The organism is Cecembia sp. (assembly GCF_007126775.1).
Classification (GTDB): domain Bacteria; phylum Bacteroidota; class Bacteroidia; order Cytophagales; family Cyclobacteriaceae; genus Cecembia.
Genome location: NZ_SLAP01000249.1, coordinates 18419 through 37902, shown reverse-complemented (window position 1 = coordinate 37902; position 19484 = coordinate 18419). Strand labels below are relative to the sequence as shown.

The window sequence follows — 19484 nt, the reverse complement described above, 5'->3', positions numbered from 1 at the left end:
TGGACGGTTGAAGAATTATAGGGATTCTCTGCCTTCCTGCTCCTACCGGACCGAATGCTTTTATTGTCTTTAGAAGACTGTACCATATTAAATGCTGATGTTCCTCCTGCCATGTTTCTAAAATAGTAAATTTTAAACTTTTGACAAAATTTTCCTCATGAAGAATTATTTTGTATTTAATTTCCTCCCCTCAATCATAGACATTACCTTATTGATTAATTTTGCCATATGATAGCGACCAAACCTGACTTATTGCCACTTTTAAAGAGACTTTCCGTGAAATTGGAGGGAGAAATCCATTTTGATAAACTTACAAAAACCCTCTATGCCACGGATGCTTCAGTATACAGGGAAATTCCATTGGCAGTGGCCTTCCCAAAGAATGAATCCGATATCATTAAACTGATTCAGTTTGCGAGCGCCAACAAAACTTCTCTTGTCCCAAGGACAGCAGGAACCTCTCTTGCCGGGCAATGTGTAGGCAATGGTATCATAGTGGATGTGTCCAAGCACTTTGTCTCTATTTTGGAGTTCAATAAAGAAGAAAGATGGGTTAGGGTGCAACCTGGTGTGGTAAGGGATGAGTTGAATAATTTTTTAAAACCTTATGGGCTGTTTTTCAGTCCGATTACTTCTACGGCCAATAGGGCCATGATCGGAGGTATGGTGGGGAATAACTCCTCTGGTACCACTTCCATTGTGTACGGAACGACAAGGGATAAAGTCTTGGAATTGCATACCTTACTAAGTGATGGCTCAAAGGCTGTTTTTGGAAATTTAGATAAAGCAGCATTCGAAGGTAAATGTAGGACTCCTGGATTGGAAGGAAAGATATACAGCGCTGTTAAAAAAGAACTGTCTGATCCTTCCACTCAAAAAAATATAAGAGATAATTTTCCAAAAAAATCCATCCACAGACGCAATACTGGTTATGCCGTGGATGCCTTGCTGGAATCTGAGCTTTTTACCGCAGATGGTCTGCCTTTTAATTTCTGTCACTTGCTTTCAGGTTCGGAAGGTACGCTGGCTTTTACTACTGAAATAAAAATTGCCCTTGATCCACTACCTGATCCAGTGGAGATAGTGGTAGCAGCGCATTTTGCCAGCATCAATGAAAGCATGAAAGCTGCCCAAGTAGCCATGAAACATCCGGCAACTGCAGTGGAACTGATGGACAAAATCATTCTGGACTGCACTAAGGAAAGTCTAGAATACAGTAAAAACAGATATTTTGTTGAGGGGGACCCTTTGGCACTTTTGATGGTTGAGTTCAGAGGAAAATCCGAAGAAGAGGCAAGGGAAAAAGGAAATGCATTTGTAGAAGATCTCAAAGGATCCGGTCTGGGATATGCCTTCCCAGTAATAGACCCAAGCTTGACCAAGTCTGCATGGGCATTAAGAAGTGCCGGATTGGGACTTTTGGCCAATATTCCTGGAGACAGAAAAGCAGTGGCCTGCATAGAAGACACCGCTGTGGACATCATAGACCTGGCAGATTATATTGCTGAATTTGATAACATGATGGAAGGCTACGGCCAAAAGCCGGTTCATTACGCCCATGCCGGTGCAGGAGAAATTCACCTGAGACCAATTTTGGATCTTAAAAAGAAAGCCGATCAGGAAGCTTTTTACAATATTTCTTTGGATGTGGCCAAATTGGTAAAGAAATACAATGGTTCCCTTTCAGGAGAGCATGGAGATGGAAGGGTTCGGGCACCTTTTATTCCCTTGATGGTGGGAGAAGAAAATTACCAACTCTTCAGGAGGATCAAGTATACCTGGGATCCAAATAATATATTTAATCCTGGTAAAATTGTGGATACTGCGCCCATGAATACTTCTTTGCGTTATGAGGCGGATATGGAAACCCCCGTGCAGGATACTTTGATGGATTTTTCAGGTGTGGGTGGGATTTTGAGATTGGCGGAGAAATGTAATGGGTCAGGAGATTGCAGAAAACTACCATCCTCAGGAGGTACTATGTGTCCTAGCTATCAGGCCAGCAGAAATGAAAAAGACACAACAAGGGGAAGGGCTAACGTACTGAGGGAATTTCTAACATTGGACCAAAAGCCTAATCCTTTTGATCATCCTGAGATCAAAGAGGCCTTGGACCTTTGCCTTTCCTGTAAGGGTTGCACGGCAGAGTGCCCTTCTAACGTGGATATGGCAAGTATGAAGGCGGAATTCCAATACCAATACCATAAAACCCACGGCGTCCCCCTTAGGTCAAAAGCCTTTGCCCATATCAATGAGCTGAATAAATTGGCTTCCACAACCCCTATTCTTGCAAATTTTACCTTAAGCAATAAGTTTACAGGTGCACTGATGAAAAAAGCATTGCGCGTTGCCCCACAGCGTGAACTTCCCCGAATTCATTCAATAAACTTGTTCAATTGGTACAAAAGGAATTACCATCAATTGCCGAAGCCGGAAAAAGTCATCAAGAGTGTTTATCTCTTTGTGGACGAATTCACCAATTACAATGATACCCCTATTGGGATTATTGCCATTCAGTTATTAAGAAGATTGGGTTATGAGGTAAAGGTGGTCAAGCATGAAGAAAGTGGTCGATCAGCGATTTCTAAAGGTTTATTGGAAAAAGCAAGAAAGCATGCAGATGCCAATGTAAGGATCTTTTCAGACCTGGTGGACGGAAATAGTCCGCTGATAGGTATTGAACCCTCAGCCATCCTCAGCTTTAAAGATGAATATCCGCGTTTGGTAAGTCCGGAACTGGTTGAGAAAGCGAAAAAGCTAAAGTTTCACACCCAATTGATCGATGAGTTTTTAGGGAAAGAAATTGCCAATGGAAATATTAATGAAGACGCTTTCACAGAGGAATCTAGGTTGATCAAACTCCATGGTCATTGCCACCAAAAGGCCCTTTCTTCCCTTAACTGGACCCAAAGATTATTGTCTTTGCCGAAAAACTATAACGTGCAGGTCATTCCATCAGGTTGCTGTGGCATGGCAGGTTCATTTGGCTATGAAGAAGAGCATTATGACCTCAGTATGCAAATAGGGGAGATGGTGCTGTTTCCAGCTGTAAGGGAGGCTTCTGAAAATACCCTGATCGCTGCTCCTGGAACTTCCTGTCGCCATCAGATTGCTGATGGGACAGGAAAAAAGGCCTTACATCCTGTAGAAATCCTCTACCAGGCACTGAAATAAGTACTGCTAAGTTCAAGACGGTGACTATACCGGCCACTTTTCGAGGCGGTAGGCACTGTCCCAAAACATCCACTCCAATCGACTGGCCATTTCAAAGGCCTTGAACATGGAATCCTGCGTGGAGAGGCTTGATCGTTCGGCCAATTCGTCTGTTATCGCAATGGCTTTGTTCACTGATACGGCAAATTCTTCACCGGCATAGGTGTCGATCCAGTTTTTATAAGGATTGTCTTGGACTTCGAATTGTTGCCCAAAAATATGGTCCCCAACTTTTTTGTAAATCCAAAAACAAGGAAGCACAGCAGCTACAGCAACGGCAATATCAGCATAATTGGCCTCTTTCAAGAGGTAATTGGTATAAAGCAGACAGCTTGGACTAGGTCCAATGTCATGTGGAATGCCCAGCGATTTGAAATAGCCTTCATGTAAAGCCCTTTCTACCACAATAGCTCCAGCCGCAAATTGGGCGAAATCCAGGACATGTTCCATTTTATGCATACGTCCTGAGATTATACTGAGGGCTTTTCCAAATTCACCCAAATAGTAGGCATCCTGAGCCATATAAAATTTGAACTTTTCCACAGGGAGATTGCCCTGCATCAGCTCTTTGTTGAAAGGCAAATCGAGAATTTTTTCGTAAAGCGGTGTAATGCGTTCCCAGGTTTTAAGGGTCCATTTCATGGATAATTTGCAATTGAGGGTTAAAGAAATGATTAAGAGGGCCATTGCCATGACCTGTTTTAATGTCTTTGCCTGATTCTAAAGCTTCGTATACATATTTTCTTGCAATTTCTACAGCTAGGGATAGGGAATTTCCTTTGGCCAGTTCTGCAGCAATCGCCGAAGATAGGGTACAACCGGTTCCATGCAGGTTGGTTGTGTTGATATAAGGGCTTTTGAAAATTTGTAAGGACTGATTTTTCTGGAAAAGAATATCCTGGATGATAGGACTGTTGAGGTGACCTCCTTTTATCAATACAGCCTGACAATTCATGTCTAGGATGTCTTTTCCTGCTTGATTCATTTTATCAATCGTTTCCACCTTGTATCCCGTCAGTACTGCTGCTTCATCCAGGTTTGGGGTGATCAAACTGGCTAAAGGGAAGAGTTTTTCTTTTAAAAGTGCCACAGTTTGATCTGCTATCAATCGGTCTCCGGAAGTAGCTACCATAACAGGATCAAAGACAATGGGGATTTGAGGGAATTTTTTCAGGAAATGGGCCAATACTTCCACCACCTCTGGTTGATTGACCATCCCTATTTTGATGGCTTTAGGAGGAATATCCTCCAAAACAGCTGTCATTTGGGCTTCAATATGAGCAGCTGGGATAGGATGTATTTGCCTTACTCCTTGGGTATTTTGTGCGGTAGTTGCTGTAATGACGGTCATACCGAAGCATCCCAAAGCAGCAAAGGTTTTGAGGTCTGCTTGTATCCCGGCCCCGCCACTACTGTCCGACCCGGCAATACTTAGAACTGGAATGTAGGTTTTTACCATAGTTGATGATTTAATCCTGCTTCAATTTTTTTTCTAAAAGTTTCAGCCGCATGGGCAGGACTTGGTGCACTGCATATCCCTGAGACTACAGCAAGACAATCCGCACCGTAGCTAATGATAGAAGATGAATTTTCGATTTTAATTCTCCCGATAGCGACCAAAGGCTTTTCCGTTGCTTTTCTTAATTGAGCCAGTCCTTCCAGCCCCCATTCAGTTTTAGTATCCATTTTTGTTGGGGTAGCATAGATGGGGCTTACCCCATAATACCAGGCCTCTTCGCTATGGGGTTTATATAAGTCTTCCATGCTTTCCAGGGACAGCCCCAGTGGTTTATTGGCTCCGAGCAAACTCCTAGCTTCAATAATTCCTGTATCTTCCTGTCCTATATGAAGACCTTGGGCATCTACCTTTTTGGCTACTTCAACCGAATCGTTGATGATCAATGGTACACGGTATTGATCACAAATGAACTTAAGTTTTTCTGCTTTTTTGATAAAGTCTTCCAAAGGAAGGGATTTTTCCCGAAGTTGGACGATGTCAACGCCTCCTTTAATGGCTTCCTCCACCACCCAGAAAAAATCCCGTCCAAGGCATAGGTCCTCATCAGTTACCAAATATAGCCTATATGGGAAAACTATTTGGTTCATGGATAGGTTATGATCATTCTTTTACCAAACTCCTGTGGCTCAAGGGCATATAAGGCATCGTAGAAGTGAAGTTGTAGGGTTCCAGGTCCTTTAGCCTTTTCTGCGGCGATATCACCGGCCACACCCATAAGTGCCATAGCAGCAGTGGAGGCGAGCAAGATGTCCTTTTCAATGGCTACCATTGCTCCTGTCAAAGCAGAAGCGGTACAGCCCATTCCTGTGACTTTTGCCATGATTGGGCTGCCATTTTTTACTTTTGCCACTCGATCACCATCAATGATATAGTCTACTTCTCCAGATATCACTACTACAGCACCGGTTTGCATTGAAAGCAGGATACCTGCTTCCAAGGCCTCATCCGAGGAATTGCTGCTGTCTACCCCCTTGCTTTGGATATTGAACTTTGCCAAAGCCATTATTTCTGAAGCATTTCCACGAATTACCGTTGGTTTGAATTCCAGTAATTTGGCCAGTACTTCATTTCTATACGGTGTAGCCCCTGCTCCTACTGGATCCAGTACCCAGGGTTTTTGGATGGCATGGGCATGTGCCGCGGCGATGAGCATGCTTTCAGACCAATATTCATCTAAGGTGCCAATATTGACCACCAAAGCGCTGACAATATCGACCATTTCCTTTATTTCACTCTGCGCATGAGCCATAATAGGAGACGCGCCTGCCGCCAAAAGCGCATTGGCCGTATTGTTCATTACTACATAGTTTGTAATGCTCTGTACAAGAGGGGATTGATTTTTTAATTTTGCTAACAAGTTGCTGATTTGCTCCATAAAACTTTCTTTTTTTCATTGATTTTAAAACTTTAGGAGCAGCAAAAGTAGAATGAATATGCTATACCATTCTTTGATAATTACTTTTTCCTTCGCCGGTATGATCCGTATCAGGTTCAAAGGGTTTGATCTCAGCCCTGAGGGCACCCCTAAAGTTCATGTTTCACAAATTAAACACAAAATAAAGCAAAAATGGTTCATGTCTTATAAGACATGAACCATTTTAATTTTATCTCTTTTTTTTTATAATTTGACTTTTCCTTTGGCCACCTCTCGGGCAAGAATCAAAGCATTATATGCATTGACTATTTTTCCTGATTTGGAAATTTCATTTAAAGTCACGGGTTTGGCGGGATTGCTCATTAATCTTACCTGGACCGGCACCTCTAATCCAGATTCCATGATGATTTTTTTCACTTGAGCAGCTGTCAGTTTGGGGTAATAAGACCATATCAGAGCGGCTACCCCAGACACTGCTGGTGCTGCCATAGACGTTCCACTTTGAAATTCATAATGATTATCTGGCATAGTGGAGTAGACTTGTGCTCCCGGAGCGAAAACGTCTACATTTTTTGCTCCATAATTTGAAAAAGGAGCCACCAATCTGGGGCCATATTGACTGCCAATGGCGCCTACTGTAAGGACATTGTCTACAAACTCCCGCCCGTTTTGGAATTGATGATCATTTGGGAAATTGGGGTTATCAGGATTATCCAGATCCATCCCATCATTTCCGGCAGCGTGAACAATCAGTACATCATTCATTGCTGCATATTCCAATGCATCATAAACCCATTCTGCGTTGGGAGAAAAACCTTTTCCAAAGCTGGCATTAATGATTTTAGCACCATTATCCACAGCGTATCGGATACCAAAAGCAATATCTTTATCGTACTCGTCACCGTCAGGAACTGCACGGATGCTCATAATCTGCACATTATTGGCTATTCCTTTGATGCCGAGATTGTTTTCCCTGCCTGCAGCAATAATGCCTGCAACGTGGGTTCCGTGACTTTCTTCTTTATTGACAATATGGGGGTTTCCATTGCCATATCCCCTGTCTTCATAATCATAAGGATTGTCTCCAACTTCTGACCTGCCATCAAAATCCAGATTGAGGTGGTATTCAAACTTAGTCGAATAATAGGTTTCGGCCCCTTGTAAGTCTTCCATCACGGCATCAAGACTTCCTGACATGGATAGCATATTGCTTAGAAAACTAAGTGCTTGCTGGGTTTCTTGATCATCAACTTTTAGATCCTGAATATCGGCTGGGTCATAGTCGTCTTTGCCCAGTAATTCCTTTGCAGTACGGTCAGCCAGATTGATCACTGCCCGTAGTTCTTCTATTCTTTCGAGGGTGCCGATCGCACTGGCGGTTTCTTCCTCAAGTTTTTGTTTGGCTTTTTGCTGATAAGCATCATCACCGATACCAAGACTGACTATGCGCGTGTACTCCAGTCTTTCATGATAAGATTCGCCAAGGAAATTGTATCCATGAACATCATCTACAAATCCATTGCCGTCATTATCTGTGTTGTTTCCTGCTATTTCACCAGGATTTGACCAAAGTACAGGAGCCAAATCTTCATGGTAAAGGTCTACACCTGCATCCAATACAGCCACGATAATCTGGTTTTTCGGACTTTTACGGATCAACTCTTCATATGCCCTGTCTACACTCATTCCAGGAATGGTATCCTTTATCAGGTCTAAATGCTGCCAATTTTCTGATTCGCCTTTATCTAATGGAGAATTTTTGACATTTAAATTTTGGGGTACCGTAAGTCTCGATGACACAGGTTTTACAGCACTGCAGGCTGCAGATAATGTCAGCGCTATTCCCAAGCTAAGTTGGATTACTTTTTTAGAATTCAATCTAATCATATTCATATGTTTTACTAAATGCCGTCAAATAAAACGAAACTTTCCAAATATTCAGGTACAATGGTATTCCAATCCAGTTCTTTTTTTAATTTTTCTGATAAAGCTTCTGATGCTTCTTTTTCACCATGAATAAGAAAAGTCATTTTTGGTTTGGATACAAATCCTTCAGCCCATTCAACAAGCTCTTCCTGGTCCGCGTGGGCGGATAGACCTTCAATATATTGGATTTTGGCTTTGACAGGCACATCAATTCCGTACATCCTGCAGGTTGTTTCCCCTTCAAGGAGTCTTCTTCCTCTGGTACCCTCTGCCTGGTAACCCACGAATATGATGCTGTCCTGTTCATTGGGCAACCTGTTATAAAGGTGGTGCAAGATCCTTCCTCCAGTGGCCATACCACTTGCAGAAATGATGATGGCATCTCCCCTCAGGTCATTGAGCGACATGGACGCCTCCTGGCTTTGATAGTAGTGGAGCTTTTTGTGTAAAAAAGGATTGGCATCATACTCGTCAATTACCGGTCCGAGTCTATGGTATTGGTGAAAGCGTTTATATAATTTGGTGACATCTATGGCCATTGGGCTGTCTACATAAATTGGGATATCCGGAATTTTTCCTTTTTGCTGCAAGCGATGAAGATAATAAAGTATCATTTGGGTTCTCCCCACAGCGAAAGAGGGAATTACTGAAATTCCTCCGTTCCTATAGGTTTCTCTGATAGCCCTTCCCAATTCTTCTATTGGGTTTTGTCCTTTTTGATTTCTGTTTCCATAAGTAGACTCTAAAAACAGCACATCTGCAAAGGGTATTCTGTTTGGTGCATGGAAGATAGGATCATTATACCTGCCTAAATCTCCGGAAAACACCATTTTCTTTTCCTGGTTTTCTCCTTTGATCTTGACCTTAACAATAGCAGCTCCCAGAATATGACCGGCATTATAGAAAGTAATCGAGATGGAATCATTTATCCGCAATTCCTCTTCCAATTCGACAGGCTCCAATAATGGAAATACTTTCTCTGCATCCTCAATGCTATACAAAGGCATGGGTTTTTCATGTTTGGAATAACCCTTTCTTTGGGCATAGGCTGCTTCTTCTTCCTGAAGCTTGCCCGAATCAAGAAGAAGAATCTTGACCAATTCTTCCGTTGGAAATGTACAGTAAATTTTCCCTGCAAAGCCTTCCTTGACCAATTTGGGTAGGTAGCCACTGTGATCGATATGGGCATGTGTCAAAATGACAAAATCAATGGTGCTGGGATTTATGGGGAAGTTTTCCCAGTTTCTCAACCTGTAATCTTTCAGACCTTGGAACAGCCCACAATCTACCAAGAACTTAAAATGGTCCATTTCGATAAGGAAACGTGAACCTGTCACAGTTTTGGCTCCTCCTAAAAATTTTACTTTAACCTGCATCTTATTTGGGTTGATTTTTTGCCTTAAATGTACAAGAATATTGTAGGTAATCGATGGTTTATAGTTAGAATTTCTTTGTATATTATACTCTTATTCCGGGTAAATGGATGAAAAAAAGCTGTCCTTATTATGGGACAGCTTTAGATAGATGGTTTAGTTTTGATAGGCTATCTAACTGGATATTTATCCTTGAATTTAACCAGAGATAAACTATCCGCTTCAGTAACTTTTTTCGAGTTGTTGCAGTTCAGGCAGAACAAACCAGTTTCATTGAATACCCAGTAATTTCGGGAACTCACATCCCTGCTTCTATATCCCGCTCTCATTAAACTATTACGTAAGATGGGTAAAATAGATTTGTCCATTATAAAAGGACTGTCATAAGGCACTTCTAAGGTCAGTGAAAGCATTTGTCCCCTGAATTTATCCAATTGGGAGAGCATAATATCCCTGTCAAGGGTTAAAACAGAGTCAGTAAGCGTAAATTCATAAGGGATGAGGGATGCATTTTTAAGGGCATCTTCATAACCTTTTCCTCTAGCTTTGAATTCCTGCACCAAGATTGGGGCTTCTGCATCAGTTCCTGCCAGTTCCAGTCTCACCATTTCATATAATCCTTTTTCTTTGGTTTTCGAGCTGGCTTTTAAGACCAAGGTGCCTTCGGTCAGCTGAATAGGGCTTTCTACAACATGAATGGCTTCAGTCTTGAACTGGGATACGGTTTTGGGTATTTGGAAGCCTGCTACACCTATGCTCAGTAACCAAATTCCGAGGGCCACCAGTCCAAACCTACCATTAAGGATGCTTTTTTGAAGAATAACGCTGATTCCAAGAAGTAGGATGATCAATCCAGGTATAAGGATGGCAAAAGAAACTGCAATGGCAAGATAAACCGGGATTACCTCCGTGATCCATTCCCCTGGAATATCCTGCAGAATAATTAAGGTATTGTCCAGAGGTATTATGTTGAAATAAACCCCCAATAGCATAATCGGTGTCATGAAAATACTCACTCCTATCAAGGTAATAATCAAGCCGAAGATGATCCTGATTACTGCAAGGAGGAAGGTGCCAAAAGGACCTAACGCTTCTCCAAGTTTGTTCAGTACTTTCCCCAAAAATCTAAATGGGGCAAGTAAAACTTTTTTGGCTTGACTTTCCTCTTTTAATGGGAGAGGGTTCATGTTTTCTCTTATGGTATTTTCTATATTGTCCAAGGTGATGGCACCGCCCTTCATCTGAATTCTTTCTGTAATGGATTTGGCTTGAGGTGTAATGATCCAAAGGATGATATAAATTACAAAGCCAGCACCTCCGGCAAAAATCAGCGCAATGAAGAGTAACCTTACCCAAAGAACTTCAATATTGAAATAGGCAGCCAGACCACTTGCTACTCCTCCCAATGTCCTGTCGTCGGGATTTCTATAGAGTTTTTTGATGTGTTTATCCTCGGGCTCATCGTAAGAAACCGGTAAAATCACCCATAGTATAACGTAGGCAATCAGTGCCCAAATTCCAAGCGAAAAGGAGAAATTGAAATTCCATGGAAGGATATCCCAGGCTGGGCGTCCAAAATTGAGTTTTCCGCTAAACAGAAGCAATAAAGCAATCAAACGGGTCCAAAGGGGATCTATTGCCAGGTAATGTGCCAACCCTGCACAGACTCCGCCCAATATCTTTCGATTTTCCAATCGGGTGAGCTTTTTATAGCCTTTCCCTTCTTGGCCTGGAGGGGTTATGTATTTGTAGAAATCATTGTCCTTTTCTTTTGCAGACTCCGTTACCTCTTCCTCTATTTCTTCTGCCTTGAAATCGGCAATTGTTCCCATTTTTTCTATGAGTCGGGTTACATTTTCAGCTGTGATTACCTGCTTGTTGTTTTTGAGGTTGCTCAGAAAAATCTCGGCAATCCTGTTTTCAATGTCCGAAATGATCTCCTGATTGTCCTGATAGTGAGAGAAATGCTTGTTTATCGTTTCTAAGTATTTCTTTAGGGAAGCATATCCATCCTCTTCTATGTGAAAAAGGATGCCGCTTATATTGATGCTTATAGTCTTTTTCATGTCTTTATTGCTTTGAAGTGATCTTTTGGGTTGATGTGACAAGGGAGTCCCAAGTCTGATTGAGCGTTTCCAGGAAATTGGCTCCATCTTCTGTGATGGCGTAGTATTTTCTTGGAGGGCCAGACTCTGATTCTACCCAACGGTAAGAAACCAAGGATGCGTTTTTTAACCTTTGAAGCAAAGGATAGAGCGTTCCTTCGACTACTATCATTTTGGCTTCAGTGAGTTCATCTATCATGTCTGAGGCATATACTTCTCCCCTGGCTATGATATGTAAAATGCAGAATTCCAAGAGGCCTTTCCGCATTTGTATTTGGGTGTTTGAAGCATTCATATTTTCTTTTTTTTTATTTTCTATTCTTTGGTAAAGGCCAATGACTTTATGACCTCTTGCTTCATGATGGAAGAAAAACTGTACCAAAGTTTACTAAGCTACCTTGTTATACAAGCTAATTTGTTGTAAAAAGGATGGGTAATGATCTATTTTGGATCAAAAAACCCTTTTATTTTCAAAATTTGGTCGATTTTAAAAATTTATTGCTAAATAGATTTTTTTTGAATGCCATAAACATATTCTGTTTTTGCAAATAGGTATTGTGGTTGAATTGGACACAAAATTGTTCGATTATGTACATTCATACAATTTGAGGGCATTTATTTTTTTCTCATTTTAGAGAATTACTTAAGTAATTATTTTTACTTTGCATTGTTGAAATACGCATAGTAGATGTTCATTTTCAGGGTTTTTCTAGGGATTTTATTTTTTTTTCTAAGTGGATGGCTTAGTGCCCAGACCATAGCGCCTAAATATTCCAATGAATTTATGAATATTGGTATCGGAGCAAGGGCTTTGGCAATGGGCGGAGCCCAGGTTTCATCGGTTAGAGATGTAACGGCCTCATATTGGAATCCAGCAGGTCTGATCGGGGTCAAACACAAGCATGAGTTCTCATTGATGCATGCCGAATATTTTGCCGGAATCGCCAAATTTGATTACCTGGGGTATACTACAGCGATAGATGCGGATAATCAAATAGGGGTTTCCCTCATCCGCTTTGGGGTAGATGATATTCCGGACACCAGGTTTTTATATGATGCTAACGGAGTTTTGAATTATAACAATATCCAGTTTTTCAATGCCGCGGATTACGCCCTTTTGCTGTCTTACGCCAGAGATGTCAGTGATGCTTTTAAAGTTGGAGGCAACGCCAAAATCATTCATAGAAATGTAGGAAAGTTTGCGCAGGCCTGGGGTTTTGGACTTGATTTGGGGGCGATTTATTTGTTGGAGCAATGGCGCTTTGGGGTCATGCTCAGAGATGTGACCAGTACATTCAACGCATGGTTTCATAATGCTGAAATGGTTAGAGACGTTTATTCTCAGACCAATAATGTAATCCCCGTTAATTCTATCGAATTGACACTTCCAAGAGCCATCTTATCTGTTACCAGAGATGTGGATTTTGGTGAAGACTTTCGGGTTCAGGCTGTGATGGACCTGGATTTCACTTTTGATGGTAAAAGGAATACCATTTTGAGATCAAATTTGGTGAGCTTTGATCCAAGGGTCGGACTGGAAGGGGCATATAGAAACCTTGTATTTTTACGTGTTGGAGGAAGCAATGTGCAAAGGATAAAAGATTTCGACAATACTTTCTATATGTCATGGAAGCCAAGCTTTGGTTTGGGAGTTTTCCTTAATGAGAAATTTCAGATTGACTATGCGCTGACGGATATAGGAGGGATTTCACAAACACCCTATTCACACGTGATCAGTGTAAAGGTAAGCCTTCAGGAATATGACGGAAAGTTTAGAATCAATAAAGGATGGGAAAACTGATATGAGAATTTCTATTTTAACCCTATTGATTTTCTTTCTTGGTACCGAAATTACATGGTCCCAAAATAACTGGATTGATTACGATTTGACGTATTATAAAATCTCAACAGTGGAAGATGGTATCCATAGGCTGTCTTTTGCGTCCTTGTCCAGCGCCGGACTCAATCCCAATACTTTGGATCCAAGAAACATCAGGCTTTATCATAGGGGGCAGGAAGTGGCTATTTTTGTTCAAGGGGAAGAGGATGGGCGATTTGATGTCAATGATTTTATAGACTTTTACGGTAAGAGGAATGACGCCACCTTGGATCAAAAGCTTTTTAGAGATCCTGCACATATTGGGAATGTCATGTACAATCACCATAACGATACCACTGCTTACTTCCTCGCTGTGACCCCAGGTACTCCTGGGAAAAGAATGGCCCGCCGAGCGCTTCCCGAAGGTTCTGAAGGAATGATTACCGAATATCAGACACAGCAAATGGAGGTATATGCAGAACAATATAATTTGGGACCAATTTACTTTCCCGGAGTAAGACTTTCCGAATATGAAGAAGGTCAGGGTTGGATGAGTGCGCCAATAACCAAAAACAGCCCGAAGAACATTACTTTTTCTAATCTGGGGCAAATTCCAACGCAAGGGACCGCCAAATTAGAAATCGGACTTACCGGAAGATCTGAAAACCCACATGTTACTGCCGTTCTTGTTGGGCCTACTTTAGGGACACTGCGAGAGGTCGCCAGGTTTGAATACCAGGATTTTAATGTACTGAACCGGGAGATTGCCCTTTTGCCCAGTGATTTTAATTCCTCCGGCAATGTTACCGTTCAAATTTCTTCGAATGGTCCTGAATCAGTAGATAATATTTCCATTGCATACCTGCGGATCACTTACCCTAAACTTCTGCAAAATGGGGACAGGGATTCCGAGCTGTTTATTGTACCGGAAGGGGAAAGCCTGATTCAATTAGAGAATATGCTTGCCAATTATGTGGCATATGAAATTTCAGACCGCGATAACCCCATACAGGTCCCTGTTCAGAAGAACGGAAACACGATCAGACTGAAAGCAGGTTCAGCAGCAAGCCCTGCCAATATCTGGTTGGAAAACAGGATGGAGGTAAGGGAAGTGGAAGGTATACAACGCGTCAGATTCAGAGATTTGCTCAATCAGCAAGCAGATTACCTGATTGTTAGCCATAGAAATCTTAGAAGGCAATCTTCGATTCACCCTGACCCCGTAAGGGCTTATGCCCAGTACAGGGCCTCCAATGATGGGGGAAGGTTTGATACGCTTACTGTGAATATTGATGAATTGTACAATCAGTTTTCTTTTGGTGAAAAAACGCCCTTGGCCATTTTTGAGTTTTTAAGGGCTTATTACCCCAAATATCAACCCGAACACCTGTTGCTAATTGGTAGGTCTTTGGGTATGCTGAGTTCGGTCAGGCAGGATAGGGTGACATATTTTTACAGACAAGATCCACAAAGATTTACATTTCAGGACTTGATTCCTCCAGCAGGATATCCTTACGCAGATAATAACTATGTGATTGGGCTTGACTCCAATAACCCTTTCCTTTCTGGAATCAGCATTGGTAGGATTCCAGCCAAAACACCACAAGAAGTCACTGATTACCTGGAAAAAGCCAAAGAAAAAGATGCTTTGGGAGTTTCAGAAGATTGGCAGAAGGACATTGTTCACCTAAGTGGAGGGATTTCTTCTTTTGAATTGACACGCTTTTTCAATTTCTTAAATGGCTTTAAAAATATTGCTGAAGGGCCCTTTTTGGGAGGTAATGTTAAAACATATAGAAAACGTTCAAACTCTACTGTAGAGTTGATTGATATTTCAGCGGACGTAAATCAAGGTGTCAGTTTGATTACATTTTTCGGGCATGCTGCACCTACAGTAATTGATATTGAAATCGGCTTGGCAACGGACCCAGCACAAGGATATAATAACAGAGGGAAGTATCCTATGATTTTAATGAATGGTTGCGATGCAGGCAATGCTTTCGCAAATGTGACCACTTTTGGGGAAGATTGGATCTTGGCCCCCTCAAAAGGTGCTGCAAACTTCCTCGCTCATGCCAATATAGGAGTAGATATTTTCTTAAGGAGGTTTTCTGAGTCATTTTATGTTAAAGCATTTGCTGATTCCAGTTTGATTTACCGCTCAGTAGGGGAAGTAAGGCAGGAAGCTGAAAAGCTGTTTTTTGAGCGCTTCGGGACCTCTATTATCAATCGATCGCATGCAGAGCAACTGGTAATGCTGGGAGATCCTGCCATGCGGATTTTTCCGGCTGATAAAGCTGATTATGCCATTAGAGAAGAAGATGTTTTTTTGGAAGGTGTAGATGGTGAAGAGGTCAACGCCAATTCTGAGTTTTTAAAACTATCTTTTCTAATGAGGAACCTGGGTAGGGTAGATCTTGATTCAGTCGAATTTACAATTAACAGAAGGCTTCCTGATGGCACTTCTGTTGATTATCCTGATGTAAAAATCCCTCCTGTTTTCAGGAGAGACACCATTGAATTCATTGTACCAAATACCGGAGTCAGTGCTTTTGGGGATAATATTTTTACAATTACAATCAACCCTGCCAGATCAGTACCCGAATTGACTTATACCAACAATAGCGTTACCATCAATAAATTTGTCCCTTTAAGTGGGACTTTGAACGTACTTCCTTACAATTTTGCTATCCTTAATGAGTCCAATATATCGTTAACGGCACAGGTTTCAGGGAAATCACTGGAGCCTAGAAATTTGGTGTTCCAATTGGATACCCAACCCGACTTCTCATCGGCAAGAAGAAGGGAGATAAGGTTGACCACTTCCAGTACAGCAAGTTGGGAAGTGGATTTGTTCCAAAATATACAGGCAAGGGATTCTGTGACATTTTTTTGGAGAACCCGCTTCTTGGATCCCCGGGAAGGAGAAAATGAAGAATGGACAGTAAGCAGTTTCAGTTTCATACAGAATGGCCCAGAGGGATGGACGCAAAGGGTATTCCCCCAATTAAACATGAATTTATTGGAGAACTTAGAAATTGACCCTTTAAGGAGGGAATGGAAGTTTCAAGACAGTAAGTTGGGCATAGAGGTGTTTACTTTTGGGAGTGAAACCGATAGCCTTACATTCAGGAATGCCCAATTTATTCTCGATGGGGTTCCACAGATTATCGACAGTTTTGTGGATGGAAGTGCCAGACTTTGCCCCGATGGTTCCTTGGGCTTGGTGGCATTTGACCAAAGGTCTCTTACGCCTTATCTTGCCATCCCCGTTCCAGGCTTCGATATTTTGGATGGGAGAAGCTGTGGAAAAGTGCCTCAGGTAATACAAAGTATCCGCAATGCATGGATTGAAAGAGATGGCTTTGGTGTGGAAGATTATATCAATGGTGTCAAGGAGGGAGATTATGTGGTCTTATTTACCATTGGAGAAGTGAATTTTGAGCAATGGTCAGATAGGCCTATTGAAAAACTGCGGGAACTGGGAGCCAATGAAGCGGTCCTGAGAAACTTGAAGAACGGAGATCCCTATATTCTTTTTGGAAGGAAAGGAATGAGGCCCGGAGAGTCTGTGGAAGTGGTGGCAAAAAGAGATTTGGAACTGGAAACCAACCAACAAGTGATCGATTTTGAAACCACCTTAGAGGGATATTTTACAGCAGGAAGTATCATCACACCAAGAATAGGCCCTGCTTCTGAATGGAGGCTGTTTTTTAATGAGGTGAAATCCCGTGATTGGATCAATGAAGAGCTGACCCATTTCGATGTCTTTGGGGTAAGTGCTTCCGGGGAGGAGCAAATGATCCTTTCGAATATCCAAGAAAGCCAATTGGATATTTCAAATATCAATCCTGCTGTTTATCCTTTCCTAAGGCTTCGTTATGCAATGGAAGATGAGGAAGCTACTGCACCGGCACAGTTGGCCAAATGGCAGGTCAATTATACAGGAGTACCAGAAGGTGTACTAATTTTCAAAGGCAAGGAAGATCAGGTCAATCTTCAGGAAGGAGAAGAAGCCACAGTGGAGTTTGAATTTATCAATTTGGGAAAATTTGACTTTTTGGATTCAATAGTGGTGGAATGGAGAATCAATAATACCAGCCTTAGGAAATCAGAAAAGTTTACAAAAAAAATACCTGCACTCCAATCAGGAGATTCCCATGAGTTTACCATCACATTCAATTCCATAGGTTGGGGAGGAAACAATAACTTTGAAGTTTTTGCTAACCCAAGGATCATTATGGAACAGACATTTAGGAATAATTTAATTGATCTCGGGACCTATTTTGTGGTCAATCCTGACAATAGCACATCCATTTTGGATGTAAATTTTGATGGTGTATACATCATGGATGGGGATATTGTTTCTCCAACAGTGATGATTACTTCAATGTTGAAAAATGAAAAATCACTCATCCTTAAAAAGGATACTTTGGGTATGGAGTTATTTATAAGGAAGCATTGTGATGGTTGCCTCTTTGAAAGAAAGAACTTTTCCAGTCCGAATATAAATTGGTCAGAAGCTACAGAAAATAGCAGCTTCAGAGTAGAGCTTCGGCCAGGGCCATTGGAAGATGGGATGTATACTTTCAGGGTAGTTACCGAGGAGTTGGGTGTGGATAAACCTTATGAAATTACTTTTGAAGTGATCAACGAAGCCACAATCACCAATTTTTATCCCTACCCTAACCCTTTTAGTACCTCAGTGAGGTTTGTGTTTACAGTAACCGGCTCAGAAGTTCCTGATCAGATCAAAATTCAGATCATGACTGTAACAGGAAGAGTTGTAAGAGAAATTTTACAGGATGAATTAGGCCCCCTAAGAATTGGCAATAACATCACAGAATATGCTTGGGACGGAAGGGATGAGTTTGGCGATCAGTTAGCCAATGGTGTGTATATCTACAGGGTATTGGTACGGAAAAACGGCGCATTTGTAGAACCCCGAGCTACAGCAGGGGATAGGGCCTTTAGGCAAGGTTATGGGAAAATGTATCTTTTGAGATAAAAATAACCCGCCTTCTGGCGGGTTATTACTGGATTCAATTTTTAATCAATTTTCTGATACTTCAGTGGAATCTTCTTCAATCTCCTCTTCCAATACTGGAACTTCCTCTTCTGGAGTTTCTTCGATTGTGCTTTCAACTTCCTCAGAAGTAACTTCTTCAGAAGTTTTTGAGCCGCAAGATGCCATGATGGCAGTTGCAGCGATTGCTAGTGCAAGGATGCTTTTTTTCATTTTTTAGATTGTTTAATGTCTCTGGGACGATTAAAGATATCTATAAATTTCATGCCAAATTTTCCATTTTAATAATAAATCTCCACTTTTATTAACAATAAATAATTAAATTGGTAAAAATATTGTGAATTTGAAAAATGGAATCTGTATCAATGGTTATCTTTTCTAAAAAACCTCCATATCCCCCAAATACTCAATGCCAAGAGTCCCAAAAAAATCCAGCCTTTTCCGGAAATCCCCTCTGATCTAATTGCGGCATATATATCTGAAGCCAAGGTTCCCGAAAAAAATACGAGACTGGTTCTGGGAAGCATGCCTATGGTACCGAAAAGAACCAGTTTTTTCCACCCCGATCTTAGGAGCGCGAACAATAAGTTAGAAAGTGCAAACGGAATGATGGGGCTGAGTCTTACGAAAAAGATCAATGTCCCGATTTCTCCCTTTTTTTGATCCAGGAGTTTTTTGGCCTTCGGGTATTTTTCCAATAAAAATGCCAAGCTGTCTTCACTGAGACTTTTCCCCCATGCATATCCCAATAAAGTAGCCAAAGTATAGCCCAGCACCAACCAAGGAAAAGCATTCCATCCAAGAAGAAATCCAGAAAGTCCAGCAAGCATTGTGGTAGGGATAAGGGCAAATCCCATTAAAGCCACAGCCACCCCCAAAGCCAATAGCCCAGTAAAAGGATGGTAAAAATTCATTTCAGAGAGTAAGGCACTGTTTGACAAAGCCAAAGGCACCAAGACTGTACTTCCCAAAGCCGGCATAAGGCTGACCCACAGAATGGCGCTTGCCATTAATGGATTAATCCTACTAGCTTCCCTGAATTCCTTGAATATGCCTCTCTTTTTTTCCATCTTTGGGTTGACTTCCTGCAAAGGAAATAAAATAACAGGATTGAACCCATAAATATTA

Annotated in this window: 13 protein-coding genes and 1 riboswitch; of the genes, 3 read left to right on the top strand and 10 right to left on the bottom strand. The window is 41.5% G+C overall.

Annotation, left to right across the window (positions count from 1 at the left end; translation table 11 throughout):
• The first annotated feature begins 228 nt into the window (after window positions 1–228).
• Window positions 229–3174: an FAD-binding and (Fe-S)-binding domain-containing protein gene (locus QZT73_RS16595; RefSeq protein ID WP_291789351.1), complete on the top strand. Its 2946-nt coding sequence runs from the start codon at window positions 229–231 to the stop codon at window positions 3172–3174.
• Between the two features lie 24 nt (window positions 3175–3198).
• Here QZT73_RS16595 and tenA read toward each other — a convergent pair whose 3' ends face one another.
• From tenA to QZT73_RS16555, 8 genes are all read right to left on the bottom strand, one after another.
• On the bottom strand, window positions 3199–3855 hold the full coding sequence (gene tenA / locus QZT73_RS16590; protein WP_291783184.1) for a thiaminase II: 657 nt from the start codon (window positions 3853–3855) through the stop codon (window positions 3199–3201).
• Window positions 3839–4672 carry a bifunctional hydroxymethylpyrimidine kinase/phosphomethylpyrimidine kinase gene (gene thiD / locus QZT73_RS16585; protein ID WP_291783189.1) on the bottom strand — a complete coding sequence of 278 codons (834 nt, stop codon included), beginning with the start codon at window positions 4670–4672 and terminating at the stop codon, window positions 3839–3841. The genes tenA and thiD overlap by 17 nt, the downstream gene beginning before the upstream one ends.
• On the bottom strand, window positions 4666–5319 hold the full coding sequence (gene thiE, locus QZT73_RS16580) for a thiamine phosphate synthase (RefSeq protein WP_291789349.1): 654 nt from the start codon (window positions 5317–5319) through the stop codon (window positions 4666–4668). The genes thiD and thiE overlap by 7 nt, the downstream gene beginning before the upstream one ends.
• Window positions 5316–6107 carry a hydroxyethylthiazole kinase gene (thiM, locus tag QZT73_RS16575; RefSeq protein ID WP_291789345.1) on the bottom strand — a complete coding sequence of 264 codons (792 nt, stop codon included), beginning with the start codon at window positions 6105–6107 and terminating at the stop codon, window positions 5316–5318. Before thiM ends, thiE begins: the two co-directional genes overlap by 4 nt.
• A 70-nt stretch (window positions 6108–6177) precedes the next feature.
• Window positions 6178–6268: riboswitch (TPP riboswitch) on the bottom strand.
• A gap of 82 nt (window positions 6269–6350) precedes the next feature.
• Window positions 6351–7994: a S8 family peptidase gene (locus QZT73_RS16570; protein ID WP_291783197.1), complete on the bottom strand. Its 1644-nt coding sequence runs from the start codon at window positions 7992–7994 to the stop codon at window positions 6351–6353.
• 14 nt (window positions 7995–8008) lie between these two features.
• The gene (locus tag QZT73_RS16565) at window positions 8009–9409 is read right to left on the bottom strand and encodes an MBL fold metallo-hydrolase (RefSeq protein WP_291783200.1); all 1401 of its coding nucleotides are present in this window, start codon (window positions 9407–9409) and stop codon (window positions 8009–8011) included.
• Window positions 9410–9576: 167 nt separating this feature from the next.
• Window positions 9577–11472 carry a PspC domain-containing protein gene (locus QZT73_RS16560; protein WP_291789343.1) on the bottom strand — a complete coding sequence of 632 codons (1896 nt, stop codon included), beginning with the start codon at window positions 11470–11472 and terminating at the stop codon, window positions 9577–9579.
• A gap of 4 nt (window positions 11473–11476) precedes the next feature.
• Window positions 11477–11806, bottom strand: coding sequence for a PadR family transcriptional regulator (locus QZT73_RS16555; protein WP_291783210.1), 330 nt, complete (start codon window positions 11804–11806; stop codon window positions 11477–11479).
• Window positions 11807–12199: 393 nt separating this feature from the next.
• Here QZT73_RS16555 and QZT73_RS16550 point away from each other — a divergent pair, with 393 nt between their 5' ends.
• A complete protein-coding gene (locus tag QZT73_RS16550) occupies window positions 12200–13312 on the top strand; it encodes a PorV/PorQ family protein (RefSeq protein ID WP_291777645.1) in 1113 nt (370 codons plus the stop codon).
• Window positions 13272–18338, top strand: a complete 5067-nt coding sequence (locus QZT73_RS16545; protein WP_363331105.1) for a C25 family cysteine peptidase — start codon at window positions 13272–13274, stop codon at window positions 18336–18338. The genes QZT73_RS16550 and QZT73_RS16545 overlap by 41 nt, the downstream gene beginning before the upstream one ends.
• 45 nt (window positions 18339–18383) lie before the next feature.
• Here QZT73_RS16545 and QZT73_RS16540 read toward each other — a convergent pair whose 3' ends face one another.
• Together QZT73_RS16540 and QZT73_RS16535 are read right to left on the bottom strand one after the other, a co-directional pair.
• Window positions 18384–18569, bottom strand: coding sequence for a hypothetical protein (locus tag QZT73_RS16540; RefSeq protein ID WP_291778441.1), 186 nt, complete (start codon window positions 18567–18569; stop codon window positions 18384–18386).
• Between the two features lie 149 nt (window positions 18570–18718).
• The gene (locus QZT73_RS16535; RefSeq protein WP_291778438.1) at window positions 18719–19426 is read right to left on the bottom strand and encodes a VTT domain-containing protein; all 708 of its coding nucleotides are present in this window, start codon (window positions 19424–19426) and stop codon (window positions 18719–18721) included.
• Window positions 19427–19484: the final 58 nt, after the last annotated feature.